The organism is Streptomyces sp. NBC_01241, from assembly GCF_041435435.1.
Classification (GTDB): domain Bacteria; phylum Actinomycetota; class Actinomycetes; order Streptomycetales; family Streptomycetaceae; genus Streptomyces.
Genome location: NZ_CP108494.1, coordinates 4879537 through 4896761, shown reverse-complemented (window position 1 = coordinate 4896761; position 17225 = coordinate 4879537). Strand labels below are relative to the sequence as shown.

Here is a 17225-nt window from a genome sequence, read left to right as displayed (position 1 = left end):
GCGGATACCGGCGCGCGATCGCTTACGGCGATACGGGTTCGCGTTCGTCCTGCGGGTCCTCGGCGAACTGTTCCAGGAAGGGTTCGACCGCCGCGCGCCAGCCCTCCGGCTGGTCGTAGTGGACGAGGTGACCGGCGTCGGCCACCTCCGCGTACTGCCCGCGCGGCAGGACGCGGACCATCTCCTGGGCCTCCGCCCGGCCCAGCTCGCCGTCGAGGCCGCGGAGCACCAGGGCCGGGCACCGGACCTGTGCCAGCTCCTCCCAGTGCGCGTCGAACACCCAGGTCGCGCGGGACTGGAGCATCTGGCGGCGGGAGAAGACGGGGCGCCAGCCATCGGCCCGCTCGGCCATCAGCTCGGCGAAGAACTCGCCGCGGGCCGGGTTGGGCCGCTCCACCCAGGGGTCGTCCTCGCCGAACCACTTGCGTACGTCGGAGAGCGTCGCGAACGGCACCGGCCAGGACGTGAACCAGTCCTCCCACTCCCGCTGCGAGGCCGCGCCGAGGGCGGAGGCCCGCATGTCGCAGATGACCAGCGCCCGGACGAGATCGGGGCGCTTCGCGGCGAGTTGCCAGGCGGTGAGCGCTCCCATGGCATGGCCGACGAGGGTGACGGGGGCGAGGCCGAGCTGTTCGATCGCCGCCTCGACGTCGCAGACGTACGCCTCACGGGTGTACGGGCCTTCGGCCAGCCTCTCGCTGCGGCCGTGCCCGCGCTGGTCGAGACCGACGGCACGGTACCGCTCGGCGAGCCAGCGGGTGGTCGGGGCCCAGTGCGCGGCCCGGCCCATCAAGCCGTGGAGCAGTAAGACCCCGGGGGCGCTCTCACCCTCCGTGCGCCCCTTGGGCGGGTCGGCGAACTCCCAGGCAGCGAGGCGTACGCCGCCGGTCCCGGTCACATCGATGCGCCGCACCATATGTCCTGGCACCCCCTTCTGGTCCTCGATCATCGCTTGATCCCGTTCGATCACCGCGTGGTCGCACTCCCGCAGACTATCGAACCTTTATTCGAAAACCGGGTTCCGCCATCCAACACCCCTCGTTCGAGTGACCAGCGCCAAGGATTGACCCCGGCTGCGGAGGGGAGATCTTCACCGGGAGGCGGGCCACTCGGGGATGAGGGCCCGCGGGAACCGACCTTGAGAGCTCGGGGCTCCGGGTCGGAACAGGGGAGGACAGGCCCCGGCGCCGCAAGGCGCCGGGGCCCTCTGCGTGCGCAACCCGGACGCGCGCAACCCTGACGTGCGAAACCCCGACGTGCGAAACCCCGACGTGCGTAACGTACGGAACGAACCGAACATGCCGAACGAGCAAGTACCTCGGGCGCATGCGCCTGCTCCCTCCCCGACCCGCACGGTCAGGTGGCCGACACTCTCAGGTATGCCTCAGCCACAGCCTGGCACGCGATCCGTCCGAGCGCTGCGGTTCCGGACGGAAAAAAGGGAAGCGGACGTCACGCTTCAGCGTCCGTCCGCGGCCACGAACCCGTCAGCGCTTGGCCACGAACACATGCGAGGCGACCTCGGCGTCCAGCTCCGCCGCCTCGCCACTGCTGCCGACCAGCACCCCGCCGGGCGACTGGGTCACGCTGACCACGGAACCGGGCTGCACACCCGCCCGCCGCAGCGTGTACATCAGCTGGGCGTCCGTCTGGATCGGCTCACCGATCCGGCGCACGACCACGGTCTTGCCCTCGGCGCCCGGGTCGAGCTCCGACAGGCTCACCATGCCCTCGTCGAGGAACGGGTCGGCCTCGGCCTTCTCGCCCAGCTCTTCCAGGCCCGGGATCGGGTTCCCGTACGGCGACTCCGTCGGGTGGCGCAGCAGCTCCAGCACCCGCCGCTCCACGGCCTCGCTCATCACATGCTCCCAGCGGCATGCCTCGGCGTGCACCTGCTCCCACTCCAGGCCGATCACGTCGACGAGCAGGCACTCGGCGAGCCGGTGCTTGCGCATGACGCGGGTCGCGAGGCGGCGCCCCTCGCCGGTCAGCTCCAGGTGGCGGTCGCCCGCGACCTGCACCAGGCCGTCGCGCTCCATGCGCGCCACCGTCTGGCTGACCGTCGGACCGCTCTGGTCCAGCCGTTCCGCGATCCGGGCGCGCATGGGGACCACGCCTTCCTCTTCGAGTTCGAGGATGGTGCGGAGGTACATCTCCGTGGTGTCGATCAGTCCGGACATTCGTGCCCCTCGATGCTGTGACATGAAAAACGTCTTTGCGCTGGCCCTGACCCAATTCTGACGCATACCGCTGACAACCGTGCCGCGCCGACCGAACACCGTGCAGCGGAGCGGCGTGGACGGTATTGACAGGTCACTGGTCCAGACCGCAACGTGATCCGCGGCACGGACACCCCACGGATCATTCTCACCGCCGGAAAGGGCCTCCTCGATGAGCGACAGCAAGCTGGCCGGTCAGTTCTTCGATGCAGCGATCGGCCTGCTGGAACGCGTACGCGACGAGGAGTCCGGCAACATCGCGGCCGCCGGTGCCGCGATCGCCGACACGGTCGCCGCGGGCGGCCGGCTCTTCGCCTTCGGCGCCGGGCACTCCTCGCTCGCCGCGCAGGACGTCGTCTACCGGGCGGGCGGACTCGCCCTGATGAACCTGCTGGCCGTCCCGGGAACGGTCGGTGTCGACGTCATGCCCGCGACCCTCGGCTCGGCGCTGGAACGGGTCGACGGACTGGCGAGCGCGGTCCTCGACTCCAGCCCCGCCGAGGCGGGCGACGTCCTCGTGATCATCTCGCTCTCCGGGCGCAACGCGCTGCCGGTGGAGATGGCGATGAACGCGCGCGCGCTCGGCCTGAAGGTCATCGGCGTCACCTCGGTCGCGTACGCGGAGGGCACCCGGTCCCGGCACATCTCGGGCGGCTTCCTGCGGGACCACTGCGACATCGTGCTCGACAGCAAGATCTCCATCGGCGACGCGGAACTGACCACCGAGGGGATCGAGGCACCGTTCGGACCCGCGTCGACGGTGGTCACCAGCGCGGTGATGCAGGCGATGACGGCCGCCGCGGCGGAGCAGCTCGTGGCGCGCGGGATCGAGCCGCCGATGCTGCGGTCGGGGAACGTCGACGGCGGCCACGAGTGGAACGGGCGCGTCATGACCGAGTACCGGGACCGGATCTTCTACCGGCGCTGAGAAAATAAATGGGTTGTGTCAGCCCCCGCCCCTTCCTAGGCTGCTGCCAGCGAAGAAAGGAGGTGTTCCGGAAGTGATTTCTTCTCGGACTCGTGAGGTGACTGCGGGCTGACGCCCGTTGTCGCGCTCTTTGCAGTGCAGGCCGGTCATCGGCCAATTCCAAGCAGTCACCGACCCGCAGGCTCGCCGGTAAGTCCGGCCGGCTCCTCCGCAAGGAGGGACCAGAGCCTGCGGGTTTCTGCGTGTCCGAACCGGTTCGCTACGGGCACAGGCGCTCGACGCGCCAGTTCTCGCCCTCGCGTACGTACCTCAGACGGTCGTGCAGCCGGTTCTCGTGGCCCTGCCAGAACTCGATCGTGTCGGGGACGACCCGGAAGCCGCCCCAGTGCGGGGGCGCGGGGATGTGTTCGCCCTCGGGGTAGCGGGCGGCCAGTTCCTCGTAGCGCCGGATCAGCTCGTCGCGGGAGCCGATCACCGACGACTGGGCGCTCGCCCAGGCGCCGAGCTGGGAGCCGTGCGGGCGGGTGCGGAAGTAGGCGACCGTTTCCTCGCGGCCGACGCGGGACGCCCGGCCGGTGATGATGACCTGGCGGGCCATCGGATGCCAGGGAAAGAGCAGCGAGACGTAGGGATTGGCGGCCAGTTCGCGGCCCTTGCGGGACTCGTAGTTGGTGAAGAAGACGAAGCCGCGTTCGTCGTACTTCTTCAGCAGCACCGTGCGTGAGGACGGGCGGCCCTCGGGAGTGGCGGTGGAGACCACCATGGCGTTGGGCTCGTACAGCACCCCGCCCGCGGCGACCTGCCGGAACCAGTGGGCGAACTGCTGGATCGGGTCGGCGGCCAGCGTGTCCTCGGTGAAGCCCTCGGAACGGTACTGCTCGCGCATCGCGGCCGGATCGGTGGTGGAATCGGAGGAGGAATCTGCGGTGGGCACGGGGTCATCCTGCCGCAGCGGCCGAGTCCGCCCGTCAAGGAGGGCCGTCGATCCGTCACCGGTGAATGGGGAAGCTGTGCCGGATGTCACGCTTCCCCGCGTCGTGGGAACCCGCCAATACTTGGGGCAGGCCACTGTGGCCTCCGTGCAGCCGCCGACCGAGGGAGCCGCCATGTCCGACTTCGTACCGGGACTAGAGGGAGTCGTCGCGTTCGAGACGGAGATCGCCGAACCGGACAAGGAAGGCGGTTCGCTCCGTTACCGGGGCGTCGACATCGAGGATCTCGTCGGCCGTGTGTCGTTCGGAAATGTCTGGGGTCTGCTGGTCGACGGGGCCTTCAACCCCGGTCTGCCGCCCGCCGAGCCGTTCCCGATCCCGGTGCACTCGGGTGACATCCGGGTCGATGTGCAGTCCGCGCTGGCGATGCTCGCTCCCGTCTGGGGCCTCCGGCCGCTGCTCGACATCGACGAGGCGAGGGCGCGCAACGATCTGGCGCGGGCCGCGGTGATGGCGCTGTCCTACGTCGCCCAGTCGGCGCGCGGGCAGGGGCTGCCGATGGTTCCGCAGAGCGAGATCGACAAGGCGCAGTCCGTGGTCGAAAGGTTCATGATCCGCTGGCGCGGCGAGCCGGATCCCCGGCACGTCAAGGCCGTCGACGCGTACTGGACGTCGGCCGCCGAGCACGGAATGAACGCGTCCACGTTCACGGCCCGTGTCATCGCGTCGACCGGCGCCGATGTGGCGGCGGCGCTGTCGGGCGCGGTGGGCGCGATGTCGGGGCCGCTGCACGGGGGTGCGCCGTCCCGGGTCCTCGGCATGATCGAGGAGATCGAGCGCACCGGGGACGCCACCGCGTACGTGCGCAAAGCCCTGGACAAGGGTGAGCGGCTGATGGGATTCGGGCACCGGGTCTACCGGGCGGAGGACCCCCGGGCGCGCGTTCTGCGGCGTACGGCCGAGGAGTTGGGTGCGCCGCGCTTCGAGGTGGCGCTGGCGCTGGAGAAGGCCGCGCTGGAGGAGCTGCACGCGCGGCGCCCGGACCGGGTGCTGGCGACGAACGTGGAGTTCTGGGCGGCGATCATGCTGGACTTCGCGGAGGTTCCGGCGCACATGTTCACGTCGATGTTCTCGTGCGCGCGTACGGCGGGCTGGTCGGCGCACATCCTGGAGCAGAAGCGGACGGGGCGCCTGGTGCGGCCTTCGGCGCGGTATGTCGGGCCCGGGGCGCGTGATCCCCGGGAGATCGAGGGGTACGAGCAGATCACGGACCTGCGGAACTGAGACCGGCCGGCCTGGCCCCGTGGCGTGAGGTCCGGGTCCGGCCGGGGTCCTGGCCGACCGGGGGCCGGTCCCGGTCCCGGACGCGGAATCGGACTGTCGGGCTCGGACTGTCGGGCTCAGCCGAGTGCGTCGTCCAGCAGTGCCGCCCACTGCGTCACGACCCGTCGGCGCCGGGCGGTGTCGTCGGTGAGTACGTTGGCCAGACCGAGGCCGCGGGCCATGTCCAGGAGGCCCTGGACGGTTTCGCGTACGCCGGGCCGCGTCTCGTCGGCGGCGAGGAGTTCGACGGCGATGCGGTGGGTCTCTCGGCCGACGCGGGCTTCGAGTTCGGTGACGCGGGGGCGGAGTTGTTCCTCGTTGGACGCGGCGACCCAGAGCTGGAGTGCCGCGCGGAAGAGCGGGCCCGTGTAGAGGTCGACGAGGGCGGCGACGACGGCCATTCGGCCCTGGACGGGCAGGGCGCGCAGGGCGGCGGAGCGTTCCTCGGCGACGTATTCGACGGCCGCGGTGAACAGGTCCTCGCGAGTCGGGAAGTGGTGCTGGGCGGCGCCGCGCGAGACGCCCGCGCGTTCGGCGACGACGGAGACCGTGGAGCCCGCCCAGCCGTGTTCGGCGAGGCAGGCGACGGCGGCTTCGAGAAGCCGGCGACGGGTGGCCCGGCTACGGTCCTGCTTGGGGGTCCGGTCGGTGGGGGGCGTCACAACTCCCATGCGGGGTCCCGTCGTTCGAGGAAGGCCGTCATTCCTTCCCGGGCCTCGGCGGAGGCGAAGAGGGCTGCCGAGCGGGCGATGAGGTCTTCGGCGTGCTGGTCGAAGCTTTCCAGCACAGTAGCCGTGACCAGCTCCTTCGATGCCGCCAGCCCCTGAGGTGACGCCTTGCGCAGCCCGTCCAGGACGGGGACGAGGCCCTTGTCCACCTCCTCGGCGGCGAGTGTGATCAGGCCGATGCGGGCGGCTTCGGCAGCGTCGAAGCGTTCTCCGGTGAGGTAGTAGCGAGCGGCGGCGCGCGGGTCGGTGCGGGGCAGCAGCGGCAGGGAGATGACGGCGGGGGCGAGGCCGAGCCGGGATTCGGTGAGCGCGAAGGAGGCTTCGGGGCCGGCCGCGGAGATGTCGCAGGCGCCGAGCAGGCCGAGGCCGCCCGCCCGTACGTGTCCGGTGACCCGGGCGACGACGGGCTTGGGCAGGGCGACGATCTGCCGCATCAGGGCGACGAGGGCGTGCGGGTCGGGCGGTGCGGCGAGGTCGGCGCCCGCGCAGAAGGTGTTGCCGGTGTGGGTGAGGACGACGGCCCGTACGGCGTCGTCGGCCGCGCACGCCTCCAGGGCGGTGGACAGTGCGCCGACCAGCCGTGCGGAGAGTGCGTTGCGGTTGGCCGGCGAGTCGAGGGTGAGGGTGGTGATGCCCCGGTCGTGGACGGGGGCGGCGAGCGGCGACGTCATGTGCGGGTCCTGTCTTTCGAGCCCGGGCGGTTCCGCGTGGGCACGCGTCAGTACGACTTGGGCAGCCCCAGGGACTGGTGGGAGACGTAGTTCAGGATCATTTCCCGGCTGACGGGGGCGATCCGGGCGACGCGGGCGGCGGTGATCAGGGACGCGAGGCCGTACTCGCGGGTGAGGCCGTTGCCGCCGAGGGTGTGCACGGCCTGGTCGACGGCCTTGACGCAGGCTTCGCCGGCCGCGTACTTCGCCATGTTGGCGGCCTCGCCCGCGCCGATGTCGTCGCCGTCGTCGTAGAGCAGGGCGGCCTTCTGCATCATCAGCCGGGCCAGTTCCAGTTCGATGTGGGCCTGGGCGAGGGGGTGGGCGATGGCCTGGTGGGAACCGATGGGTTCCTTCCACACCTGGCGGGTCTTCGCGTAGTCCACGGCGCGGTCGAGGGCGTAGCGGCCCATGCCGATGCCGAACGCGGCGGTCATGATGCGTTCGGGGTTGAGCCCGGCGAAGAGCTGGAGGAGTCCGGCGTCCTCTCCCCCTCCGACCAGGGCGTCGGCGGGCAGCCGTACGTCGTCGAGGACCAGCTCGAACTGCTTCTCCGGGGCCTGGAGTTCCATGTCGATCTGCGAGCGGCCGAAGCCCGGGGCGTCGCGGGGGACGATGAAGAGGCAGGGCTTGAGCCTGCCGGACCTGGCGTCCTCGGTGCGGCCGACGATGAGGGTGGCGTCGGCGATGTCGACGCCGGAGACGAAGACCTTGCGGCCGGTGAGCAGCCAGTCGTCGCCGTCCTTGCGGGCGGTGGTGGTGATGCGGTGGGAGTTGGATCCGGCGTCGGGTTCGGTGATGCCGAAGGCCATGGTGAGGCTGCCGTCGGCGAGGCCGGGGAGCCACTGCTGTTTCTGGCTGTCGGTGCCGAAGCGGGCGATGACGGTGCCGCAGATCGCCGGGGAGACCACCATCATGAGCAGCGGACTGCCGGCGGCCCCCAACTCCTCCAGGACTATGGAGAGTTCGGCCATGCCGCCGCCTCCGCCGCCGTACTCCTCGGGGAGGTTCACGCCGAGGTAGCCGAGCCTGGCGGCCTCGGTCCACAGTTCGCGCGGGTGGGCGCCGTCGCGGACGACGGAGGTCATGTAGTCGCGTCCGTAGCGCTTTCCGAGTGCGGCGACGGCGGCGCGCAGGGCCTGGTGCTCTTCGGTTTCGAGGACGGTGCTCATTGCTTCGGTTCCTCCTGTACGTCGTGCACTACGGCGAGCAGGGCGCCGACCTCCACCTGGAGGCCGGGTGCGGCATGGAGCGCGGTGAGGGTGCCGGAGGCGGGGGCGAGCATGCGGTGTTCCATCTTCATCGCCTCCAGCCAGATCAGGGGCTGTCCGGCCGTGACCGCCATCCCGGCGGTGAGGCCGTCGGCGACGCGGACGACGGTGCCGGGCATGGGGGCGAGCAGGGAGCCGGGTTCGGCCCGGTCGGTGGGGTCGGTGAAGCGGGGCAGGGCGGTGAAGGTGTACGAGCCGGTGGCGGTGTCCACGTACACCTTGTCGCCGTGGACGGCGATGTCGAAGTGCCGGGTGACGCCGCCGGTTTCGAGGGTGACGCGGTCGGGCCCGGCGGCGACGACGCGTTCTCCGGTCCCGGGGACGGGGCCGGTGCGGGTGGTGCGGTAGGCGGCCTCGTGTTCGGTGCCGTCGGGTTCGGCGCGGTAGCGCTTGGTCCGGGGCTGCGAGGAGATGTTGCGCCAGGCGCCGAGGCGGACGGTGCCCGGTCCGGGGCCGTGCTGCCGGGCGGCGGCGTCGGCGAGCGCGGCAGCCAGGGCGGCGAGGCGTGATGCGGCCTCGTCCGGGGACGGGGTGAGGGTGTCCAGGTGGCGGTCGTAGAAGCCGGTGTCGAGGCGGGCGGCGAGGAAGTCGGGGTGGCGCAGGGACCGTACGAGCAGGTCGCGGTTGGTGACCGGGCCGTGGATGCGGGCGCGTTCCAGGGCGCGGGCGAGGAGGCGTACGGCTTCGGTGCGGGTGGGGGCGTGGGCGACGACCTTGGCGAGCATGGGGTCGTAGTGCACGCCGATGGTGTCGCCGCCGGTGTAGCCGGTGTCCAGGCGCAGTCCGGGTTCCTCGGGTATGTGGAGCGTGTGCAGTGCTCCGGTCTGCGGCTGCCAGTCGCGGGCGGGGTCTTCGGCGTAGAGGCGGGCCTCGACGGCGTGGCCGTGCGGTGCGGGGGGTGCAGTGGCGGGCAGCGGTTCGCCTTCGGCGATGCGGAGCTGGAGGGCGACGAGGTCGAGTCCGAAGACCGTTTCGGTGACGGGGTGTTCGACCTGGAGGCGGGTGTTCATCTCCAGGAAGTACGGGCGCCCGTCGGCGGCGAGGAGGAATTCGACGGTGCCCGCGCCCCGGTAGCCGACGGCCTGTGCGGCGGCCACGGCGGCGTCGTGCAGCCGGGTCCGCAGTGCGTCGTCGAGACCGGGTGCGGGGGCTTCCTCGACGACCTTCTGGTGGCGTCGCTGGAGGGAGCAGTCGCGGGTGCCGAGCGCCCAGACCCCGCCGTGCCCGTCGGCCATGACCTGGACCTCGACGTGCCGGCCGCGTTCCACGTACGGCTCGGCGAAGACCTCGCCGTCCCCGAACGCGGCGGTCGCCTCGGCCGTGGCCGCCGTCACCTCGGCCGGCAGATCGGCGAGTTCGCGTACGACCCGCATCCCGCGCCCGCCGCCGCCCGCCGCCGCCTTGAGCAGCAGCGGCAGGTCGTCGGCGGTGGCCCGTTCCGGGTCGACGGGAGCGAGCAGCGGCACCCCGGCGGCGGCCATCAGTTCCTTGGCGCGGGTCTTGGACGCCATCAGCTCGATGGCCTTGACCGGCGGGCCGACCCAGACGAGGCCGGCGTCCTGCACGGCGCGGGCGAATCCGGCGTTCTCGGAGAGGAAGCCGTAGCCGGGGTGGACGGCGTCGGCGCCCGCCGCGTGCGCGGCGCGTACGACGAGGTCGCCGCGGAGATAGGTGTCGGCCGGGGCGGCGCCGGGCAGCCGTACGGCGATGTCGGCCTCCCGTACGTGGAGCGCGTCGGCGTCCGCGTCGGAGTACACCGCGACGGTGGCGATGCCGAGCGCACGGCAGGTGCGGAAGATCCGGCAGGCGATCTCGCCCCGGTTGGCGACAAGCAGTGTGGAGATCATCTCCGTCATCCCTCGCCTCACATCCGGAAGATTCCGAAGCCGCCGCGGGCGCCTTCGACCGGGGCGGTGTGGATCGCGGACAGGCACATCCCGAGGACGGTCCTGGTGTCGCGCGGGTCGATGACCCCGTCGTCGTACAGCCGCCCGGACAGGAACATCGGCAGCGACTCGGACTCGATCTGCTGCTCGACCATCTCCCGCAGCCCGGCGTCGGCCTCGTCGTCGTAGGGCCGGCCCTTGGCGACGGCGGAGGCGCGGGCGACGATGGAGAGCACCCCGGCGAGCTGCTGCGGACCCATGACGGCGGACTTGCTGCTGGGCCAGGCGAAAAGGAAGCGCGGGTCGTACGCCCGGCCGCACATGCCGTAGTGCCCGGCTCCGTACGAGGCGCCCATCAGCACGGACAGGTGCGGGACCTTCGAGTTCGACACCGCGTTGATCATCATCGCGCCGTGCTTGATGATGCCGCCCTGCTCGTACTCCTTGCCGACCATGTAGCCGGTGGTGTTGTGGAGGAAGAGCAGCGGGATGTCGCGCTGGTTGGCGAGCTGGATGAACTGGGCGGCCTTCTGCGACTCCTCGCTGAACAGCACCCCTTGCGCGTTGGCGAGGATGCCGACGGGATAGCCGTGGAGCCTCGCCCAGCCGGTCACCAGGCTGGTCCCGTACAGCGGTTTGAACGCGTCGAAGTCGGAGCCGTCGACGAGCCGGGCGATGACCTCGCAGGGGTCGAAAGGCACCTTCAGGTCGCCGGGCACGATGCCGATCAGCTCGTCCTCGTCGTACTTCGGCGGCTGTGCGGGGCCCGTATCGGCGTGTGCCTTGCGCCAGTTGAGGCGGGCGACGATCCGGCGGGCCCGGCGCAGCGCGTCCTGTTCGTCGATGGCGAAGTGGTCGGCGAGACCGGAGGTGCGGGCGTGCATCTCGGCGCCGCCGAGCGATTCGTCGTCGCTCTCCTCACCGGTCGCCATCTTCACCAGGGGCGGTCCGCCGAGGAAGACCTTGGACCGTTCCTTGATCATGACGGTGTGGTCGGACATGCCGGGGACGTACGCCCCACCGGCGGTCGAGTTCCCGAAGACGACGGCCACGGTCGGGATGCCGGCCGCGGACAGCCGGGTGATGTCGCGGAACAGCGCCCCGCCGGGGATGAAGATCTCCTTCTGCGAGGGGAGGTCGGCGCCGCCCGACTCGACGAGACTGACGCAGGGCAGTCGGTTGGCGAAGGCGATCTCGTTCGCCCGCAGGGCCTTCTTCAGGGTCCAGGGGTTGGAGGCGCCGCCGCGTACGGTCGGGTCGTTGGCGGTGATCAGGCACTCGACGCCCGACACCACTCCGATCCCGGTGACGAGCGAGGCGCCGACTGTGTACCCGGGGGCCTCGCTGCCCCAGGCGGCGAGCGGCGAGAGTTCCAGGAACGGGGTGTCCTCGTCGATCAGCAGCTCGATCCGCTCACGGGCCAGGAGCTTGCCGCGCGAGCGGTGCCGTGCGACGTACTTGTCCCCGCCGCCGGCCTGCGCCTTGGTGTGTTCGGCTGCCAGTTCGTCGAGTTTCGCGAGCATGACCGTGCGGTTCGCGGCGTATTCGGGGCTCGCGGTGTCGAGCGCGGTGGGCAGGACGGTCATGCGTGCGCCTCCGGTGCGTGGACGGTCTCCAGCAGCGATACGGGAATGGGCAGGTGCCGGGAGCGCAGCCACTCCCCCACCGCCTTGGCCTGCGGGTCGAACCGGTGCTGGGCGGCGACGCCCTCGCCGAGCAGCCCGTGGACGGTGAAGTTCAGCGCGCGCAGGTTCGGCAGGAGGTGGCGTACGACGGTGAGGGCGGCGGTCTCCGGCAGCAGCTCCCGGAACCGTTCGACGGTCAGCTCGTGGGCCAGCCACCGCCAGGCGTCGTCGTCGACGGCCCACACGCCCACGTTGGCGTCGCCGCCCTTGTCGCCGCTGCGGGCGCCCGCGATCCGGCCGAGCGGGGCGGGCCGGGTGGGGCCGGGGTCCGGCAGGGGTGCGGGCAGCGGCGGTTCCTCGGCGTCCCGGAGCGGCTGCGTCGTCGCGTGAGGTGTCGGACTCAGTCGCCGCCCGTCGGGGAGCACGGCGATGTGCGGGACCTCGCCGGCCGGTACGTACCGCGCCTCGAACACCCCGTACGGTGCGCCCTTTCCGGGCGGGGCGGTGACATGGAAGCCCGGGTAGCTGCCGAGCGCCAGCTCGACGGCGACGCCGGAGACCGCGCGTCCGACGGCCTCCGGATCCTGGTCGCGGACAACGAGCCGGAGCAGCGCGCTCGCGCTCTCCTCGGTGCCGGCGTCGGCCCGGTCGGTCCGGGACAGCTCCCACCGCACCTCCTCGGGTTCGGCGCCGGAGCGGGCGAGCGCATCCGCGAACTGGTCCCGCACCAGCCGTGCCTTGGCCTCGATGTCGAGCCCGGTGAGGACGAAGACGACCTCGTTGCGCCAGCCGCCGAGCCGGTTCAGGCCGACCTTGAGGGTGGGCGGCGGGGCCTCGCCGCGTACGCCGGAGATCCGTACCCGGTCGGGTCCGTCCTGGGTCAGCCGTACGGTGTCGAGCCGGGCGGTGACATCGGGTCCGGCGTACCGGGCGCCGCCGGTCTCGTACAGCAGTTGGGCGGTGACGGTGCCGAGGTCGACGACGCCGCCGGTGCCGTCGTGCTTGGTGATGACGGACGAGCCGTCGGCGTGGATCTCGGCGACGGGGAAGCCGGGCCGCCGCAGGTCGTGGTCGCGGAAGAACGAGTAGTTCCCCCCGGTGGCCTGGGTGCCGCACTCCAGTACGTGTCCGGCGACGACGGCCCCGGCGAGCGCGTCGTGGTCGTCGGGCCCCCAGCCGAAGCGGGCGGCGGCGGGCCCGGTGACGAGGGCGGCGTCGGTGACCCGCCCGGTGACGACGACGTCGGCGCCCGCGGTGAGGCAGGCGGCGATTCCGGCGCCGCCGAGGTAGGCGTGGGCGGTGAGGTACCCCTCGGGTACGGGGAGGCTGTCGCCCTCCACATGGGCGACCCGCACGGGCACGCCCACCTTCCGCGCCAGCTCCCGTACGGCGTCGGCGAGTCCGGCCGGGTTGAGCCCGCCGGCGTTGGTGACGATCCGCACCCCTCGCTCGTGGGCGAGCCCGAGGCCCTCTTCGAGCTGGCGCAGGAAGGTGGTGGCGTACCCGCGCGCGGGGTCCTTGAGCCGGCTCCGGGCGAGGATGAGCATGGTCAGCTCGGCGAGGTAGTCCCCGGTGAGGATGTCGAGGGGGCCGCCGGTGAGCATCTCGCGCACGGCGTCGAAACGGTCGCCGTAGAACCCGGAGGCGTTGCCGATCCGCAGGACCTGCCCGGTCACTCCTCACTCCCCCCGGGGTGCGCGGCCCGGTCCGGCGGGTCCGGCGAACGCCTGGGCGATGTCGAGCCACCGGTCGGCGTCGGGTCCGGTGGCCCGGACGGCGAGGTCGTCGCGGTGGGCGCGCTGGGTGACGAGAAGGCAGAAGTCGACCAGCGGCCCGGTGACGCGCTGCGGTGCACCCTCGGCCCCGAATGCGATCAACTCCCCGCCAGGGCCCATCAGTTCGACCCGGAACTCCTCCTCGGGCGCCTTGATGCCGCGTACCCGGTAGGCGTAGTCGCGGGCCCGCACCCCGATCCGGGCGACGTGCCGCAGCCGGGCGGTGGGGGTCCTGGCGGCCCCGAGGGCGTCGGCGATGTCCTGGCCGTGCGCCCAGGTCTCCATGATCCGGGCGGTCGCCATGGATGCGACGCTCATCGGCGGCCCGTACCAGGGGATACGAACCCCGGCCGGAGCATCCCGCAACACGGCCTCGAGCCCCGCCCGCCCGTTCCGCCACCGGGCGAGCAGCTCGTCGGGCGCCGACGCCGCCAGCTCCTCGGCACCCCGGTCGACGAAGGACTCGGGCGCCTTCATGGCCTTGGCCACCTCCCCGGCGAAGGCATCGGCGTCGGTGGCGGCCAGCAGCGCGACCTCGTCGGTCCAGGTGAGATGGGCGATCTGGTGCGCGATGCTCCAGCCGTGGGCGGGGGTCGGCGCGGCCCACTGCCCGGCGCTCAACCCCCGTACGAGCAGGTCGAGTTCCTGACTCTCCTCGCGCAGATCGTCGATCACGGCTGCGACATCGGGCACGGTGCGCTCCCCTCGGGGCAAGGCGGTGTGCCCAGGAGCATGGCAGCGGGTCCATAAACAAGCAAGCATGCTTGCATTGTTTTCCGCGGCTCGCCTGGCCACCGGCAGCCTGCGCGACCATCACATCAGTCGGCGACCCGGGGCACGTTCGAACCAGATGGTCCTACCCCGACCCGCGATGGACGCTCAGCCGTCCGTCTCGCCCGGATACACCGCCGCGTGGACCGACTCGAAGAGAGCGAGGACCTCCTGGCTGCTGAGGCCCTGGGAGCGTGCCTCGTTCAGCCACCCGGCCAGCGACGCCCGCAACGGCGATTCGGAGGCCGCCTGCGCCGGCGCGAGGGAGCGGGTGACGAAGGTCCCCGCTCCCTGCCGGACCTCGGCGAGGCCCGCGCGTTCCAGCTCGCGGTACGCCTTGAGCGTCGTGTTGGGGTTGACCTTGGTGTCCGCCGCGACCTGTGCGGCCGTGGGCAGCCGGTCCCCCTCCTTCAGAGTGCCCATCCGCAGCGCCTGTTCGACCTGCCGCACGATCTGGAGGTACGTCGCCACTCCGCTGCGTCTGTCGATGCGGAACACGACCACTGCCTTCACCTCCCGTGGGACTGCCGAAACGATACGCACCTGCGGTGGTATGCCCTAAAGAGGGCGCCGGGAGGTCCACCACAGGGTAAACGCGGTGAGGGCGATCGTGCCCAGGAGCAGGAAGCCCGCCCCGGTCCACTGCATGGACGGCATCTGGTCGTACCCCAGGTACTTGACCACGTTGTCGACGATGCCGTTCTCCTTGAGGCAGGCGTTGGAGGCCGCCTCGGTCTCCAGGCCGCAGTGGGCCCAGCCGAAGAGCTGGCCGTCGGAGTTGCTGACCCAGCGATCCATCTCGTACATCTGGTCGAGCTTGGCCGGGGAATTCGCGTTCAACGGGTAGTTGATCAACCGCGGCGAGGCGAGGGATTCGCGCACCAGGCCCCAGGCGACTTCCACGGCGACGGCGAAGCCGAACGTGACCACCATGGACATGAGGACGCGACGCAGCAGCATCCCGATGGTGATTCCGGCCGCGGTCAGGAAGAGGCAGAGCGCCGGGAGTACCGGACCGGTGTTGTCGAAGATCGGCCCGGTGTACCACGCGAAGGAGAACGCGGCACGATAGGGCTCCCACCACCAGGTGAAGAGCGCCGAGATGACCACGCCGCAGACGAGGACCATCAGATAGCACCAGAAGAGCTTGGTGGTCAGCCAGCGGCGGCGCGACACGGACTGGGTGGTCACCAGTTGCGCGGTGCCGTGCTCCTGGTCCGCCGAGATCAGGGTGGCCCCGAGGAAGACCGCGAGGACCACGGGGAGCGCGCTCAGGGCGTTGACGGTGAGAATGAGCCCCCCTGAGGATATCGACTGTTCGAGGGGCTTCTCCGGCCAGCCGGCCGCCACGAGCGCGTCATGCATCTGGCCGCGCTGGTAGAAGATCCAGAGCGCGCCGAGGACCGTCAGCGCGAGCACGACGAGCACCGAGGCGCGGTGCTGGCGCACGACGAGCCAGTTCAGCCCGTGCAGCAGACGGATCCGGGGCTTCCGGCCGGTCCGGGAGGCTTCGGTCAGGGTGGTGCTCATGCGGTGCGGATCCCTTCCTCGATACGGGCACCGGGGGTGAACAGCGAGGGTGCGTCCGGCGAGCGGAGATACGCGAGCAGCACTTCCTCCAGGCTGGGCGCGGCGACCACCCAGTCGCTCGGCAGAGGGCCGTTGGGCCGCACCAGAGCGTGGAACTGCCGGCCCTGGATACGGGTCTCGATGACCGTGTGGGGAGCCAGCAGATCGGCCGGGTTCCCGTCCGTGAGCAACCCCGTCACCAGCGCGTGGGCCGGGACCAGTGCGTCGGCGTCACCCGCCATCCGCAAGCTGCCCTCGGAGATGACCAGCAGGAAGTCGCACATGTCCTCCAGCTCGGAGAGCATGTGGGAGGACATCACCACCGTGGTGCCGCGCTCGGCGGCCTCCGACATCAGCAGTGCGCCCATGTCGTTGCGGGCCAGCGGGTCGAGGTCGGCCATCGGCTCGTCGAGCAGCAGCAGGTCGGGCCGCTTGCCGAAGGCGAGTGCGAACGCGACGCGGGTGCGCTGACCACCGGAGAGCGTGCCGACCCGGGCGTGCAGAGGCACCTGGCCCGAGCGGACGATCCGCTCCGCCGCGGCCATGTCCCAGCCGGGGTTCAACTCTGTACCCAGCCGCAGCGTCTCCGCCACGGTGAACCTCTTGAACAGCGGCTTGTCCTGCCCGAGGAATGCGAACCTCGGCATCACCGCGGGGTCGTCGACGGGCACACCGAAGACGCGGAGTTCCCCCTGCGTCGGCTGTATCTGCTGTGTCACCATCCCCAACAGGGTGCTCTTTCCAGCGCCGTTGGGGCCCACGAGACCACAGATCCGCCCGGCCGGCAGCCGGAAGGAACAGTCACGCAGTGCCCAACCGCGCCGGTACTGCTTGCCGAGTCCGCGGGCCTCCAGCGCCCAGGCGCCCGAAGCACCTGCACCTGCACCTGCACCTGCCGGAGTGAATGCGTCTGCCATGCGCTTCGCCTCAATTCCACTACTCAATTAATGGAATCATGGTCTGGTGCGAGAGGGACTGTCAAACCACCTCGGGCGTCCGCCGCGGCGGATCGTGGCGCGGGTGTCCGCAATGAACCTGTTCGGGGTGTGTGTCGCACTCCCTGAGGCCCACGCCACCGCCGCGTAGTGCCCACAGGTCGTTGTCGGGACGGCGTTGGATGAGGATGCGCCGGTGGTTGTCGGTGACGACGACGGGGACAGGGTCTGGACAGCCCCGACCCTCGGAACCCGAGCTCCGGGTGTCAAGAGTCGGGGTTCGAGGGTCGGGGTTCGAGCTCCGGGACCGGCTGGTTCACTCTTTCGTGGGTACGGGGAGGGGCCCGGGCCCGGCGCTTGAGCTCCGGGATCCGGGGGCCGGGATCCGGGCTTCGGGATTCGAGTGCCCTTGTTCAACCGGTAGGTAAAAGAAGGGGTTTGGGAAAACCTCCCCACCCTCTCGGACCCGTTACGGCCAGCAAGTATGACTAATCCTGCCCAGCTTGCGGCGCGCTGTCGCGGCTGCTTACGGTGCCCCAACGAAACAACCCCG

15 protein-coding genes are annotated in these 17225 nt (G+C 71.1%); 2 read left to right on the top strand and 13 right to left on the bottom strand.

The window, feature by feature from the left end; all coding sequences use genetic code 11:
• Window positions 1–22 precede the first annotated feature (22 nt).
• A complete protein-coding gene (locus tag OG306_RS21875) occupies window positions 23–916 on the bottom strand; it encodes an alpha/beta fold hydrolase (RefSeq protein ID WP_266752343.1) in 894 nt (297 codons plus the stop codon).
• A 571-nt stretch (window positions 917–1487) separates the two neighbouring features.
• Complete coding sequence (locus tag OG306_RS21870) at window positions 1488–2180, bottom strand: metal-dependent transcriptional regulator (RefSeq protein ID WP_266747775.1); 693 nt, start codon at window positions 2178–2180, stop codon at window positions 1488–1490.
• Between the two features lie 211 nt (window positions 2181–2391).
• On the opposite strand from OG306_RS21870, the gene OG306_RS21865 reads away from it, so the two are divergent.
• A complete protein-coding gene (locus OG306_RS21865) occupies window positions 2392–3147 on the top strand; it encodes an SIS domain-containing protein (protein ID WP_266747774.1) in 756 nt (251 codons plus the stop codon).
• Window positions 3148–3406: 259 nt separating this feature from the next.
• On the opposite strand, the gene pdxH is transcribed toward OG306_RS21865, so the two are convergent.
• Window positions 3407–4033, bottom strand: a complete 627-nt coding sequence (gene pdxH, locus OG306_RS21860) for a pyridoxamine 5'-phosphate oxidase (protein ID WP_266752342.1) — start codon at window positions 4031–4033, stop codon at window positions 3407–3409.
• Window positions 4034–4253: 220 nt separating this feature from the next.
• On the opposite strand from pdxH, the gene OG306_RS21855 reads away from it, so the two are divergent.
• Window positions 4254–5363, top strand: a complete 1110-nt coding sequence (locus OG306_RS21855; RefSeq protein ID WP_266905834.1) for a citrate synthase 2 — start codon at window positions 4254–4256, stop codon at window positions 5361–5363.
• A 116-nt stretch (window positions 5364–5479) separates the two neighbouring features.
• Here OG306_RS21855 and OG306_RS21850 read toward each other — a convergent pair whose 3' ends face one another.
• The 10 genes from OG306_RS21850 to OG306_RS21805 form a co-directional block, all read right to left on the bottom strand.
• Complete coding sequence (locus OG306_RS21850; RefSeq protein WP_371665576.1) at window positions 5480–6073, bottom strand: TetR/AcrR family transcriptional regulator; 594 nt, start codon at window positions 6071–6073, stop codon at window positions 5480–5482.
• Window positions 6061–6801: an enoyl-CoA hydratase family protein gene (locus OG306_RS21845; RefSeq protein ID WP_266905838.1), complete on the bottom strand. Its 741-nt coding sequence runs from the start codon at window positions 6799–6801 to the stop codon at window positions 6061–6063. The genes OG306_RS21850 and OG306_RS21845 overlap by 13 nt, the downstream gene beginning before the upstream one ends.
• 47 nt (window positions 6802–6848) lie before the next feature.
• A complete protein-coding gene (locus OG306_RS21840; RefSeq protein ID WP_266747770.1) occupies window positions 6849–8012 on the bottom strand; it encodes an acyl-CoA dehydrogenase family protein in 1164 nt (387 codons plus the stop codon).
• Window positions 8009–9958 (bottom strand): acetyl/propionyl/methylcrotonyl-CoA carboxylase subunit alpha, encoded by a 1950-nt coding sequence (locus OG306_RS21835; RefSeq protein WP_266747769.1) that lies wholly within the window; start codon window positions 9956–9958, stop codon window positions 8009–8011. The genes OG306_RS21840 and OG306_RS21835 overlap by 4 nt, the downstream gene beginning before the upstream one ends.
• 17 nt (window positions 9959–9975) lie before the next feature.
• Window positions 9976–11583 carry an acyl-CoA carboxylase subunit beta gene (locus OG306_RS21830; protein ID WP_371665575.1) on the bottom strand — a complete coding sequence of 536 codons (1608 nt, stop codon included), beginning with the start codon at window positions 11581–11583 and terminating at the stop codon, window positions 9976–9978.
• Complete coding sequence (locus OG306_RS21825) at window positions 11580–13298, bottom strand: acyclic terpene utilization AtuA family protein (protein WP_327258916.1); 1719 nt, start codon at window positions 13296–13298, stop codon at window positions 11580–11582. The genes OG306_RS21830 and OG306_RS21825 overlap by 4 nt, the downstream gene beginning before the upstream one ends.
• A gap of 3 nt (window positions 13299–13301) precedes the next feature.
• Entirely contained in the window at window positions 13302–14090 is a 789-nt protein-coding gene (locus OG306_RS21820) for a TIGR03084 family metal-binding protein (protein ID WP_266747766.1), read from the bottom strand.
• 186 nt (window positions 14091–14276) lie between these two features.
• Window positions 14277–14681: a GntR family transcriptional regulator gene (locus OG306_RS21815; RefSeq protein ID WP_266747765.1), complete on the bottom strand. Its 405-nt coding sequence runs from the start codon at window positions 14679–14681 to the stop codon at window positions 14277–14279.
• Window positions 14682–14726: 45 nt separating this feature from the next.
• Complete coding sequence (locus tag OG306_RS21810; protein ID WP_266747764.1) at window positions 14727–15698, bottom strand: ABC transporter permease; 972 nt, start codon at window positions 15696–15698, stop codon at window positions 14727–14729.
• Window positions 15695–16654, bottom strand: coding sequence for an ABC transporter ATP-binding protein (locus OG306_RS21805; RefSeq protein WP_371665574.1), 960 nt, complete (start codon window positions 16652–16654; stop codon window positions 15695–15697). Before OG306_RS21805 ends, OG306_RS21810 begins: the two co-directional genes overlap by 4 nt.
• Window positions 16655–17225 lie beyond the last annotated feature (571 nt).

Coding starts and splice junctions, on each gene's coding strand:
- OG306_RS21875 (WP_266752343.1), bottom strand. CDS start 916: ATGGTGCGGCGCATCGATGTGACCGGGACCGGCGGCGTACGCCTCGCT.
- OG306_RS21870 (WP_266747775.1), bottom strand. CDS start 2,180: ATGTCCGGACTGATCGACACCACGGAGATGTACCTCCGCACCATCCTC.
- OG306_RS21865 (WP_266747774.1), top strand. CDS start 2,392: ATGAGCGACAGCAAGCTGGCCGGTCAGTTCTTCGATGCAGCGATCGGC.
- pdxH (WP_266752342.1), bottom strand. CDS start 4,033: ATGCGCGAGCAGTACCGTTCCGAGGGCTTCACCGAGGACACGCTGGCC.
- OG306_RS21855 (WP_266905834.1), top strand. CDS start 4,254: ATGTCCGACTTCGTACCGGGACTAGAGGGAGTCGTCGCGTTCGAGACG.
- OG306_RS21850 (WP_371665576.1), bottom strand. CDS start 6,073: ATGGGAGTTGTGACGCCCCCCACCGACCGGACCCCCAAGCAGGACCGT.
- OG306_RS21845 (WP_266905838.1), bottom strand. CDS start 6,801: ATGACGTCGCCGCTCGCCGCCCCCGTCCACGACCGGGGCATCACCACC.
- OG306_RS21840 (WP_266747770.1), bottom strand. CDS start 8,012: ATGAGCACCGTCCTCGAAACCGAAGAGCACCAGGCCCTGCGCGCCGCC.
- OG306_RS21835 (WP_266747769.1), bottom strand. CDS start 9,958: ATGATCTCCACACTGCTTGTCGCCAACCGGGGCGAGATCGCCTGCCGG.
- OG306_RS21830 (WP_371665575.1), bottom strand. CDS start 11,583: ATGACCGTCCTGCCCACCGCGCTCGACACCGCGAGCCCCGAATACGCC.
- OG306_RS21810 (WP_266747764.1), bottom strand. CDS start 15,698: ATGAGCACCACCCTGACCGAAGCCTCCCGGACCGGCCGGAAGCCCCGG.
- OG306_RS21805 (WP_371665574.1), bottom strand. CDS start 16,654: ATGGCAGACGCATTCACTCCGGCAGGTGCAGGTGCAGGTGCAGGTGCT.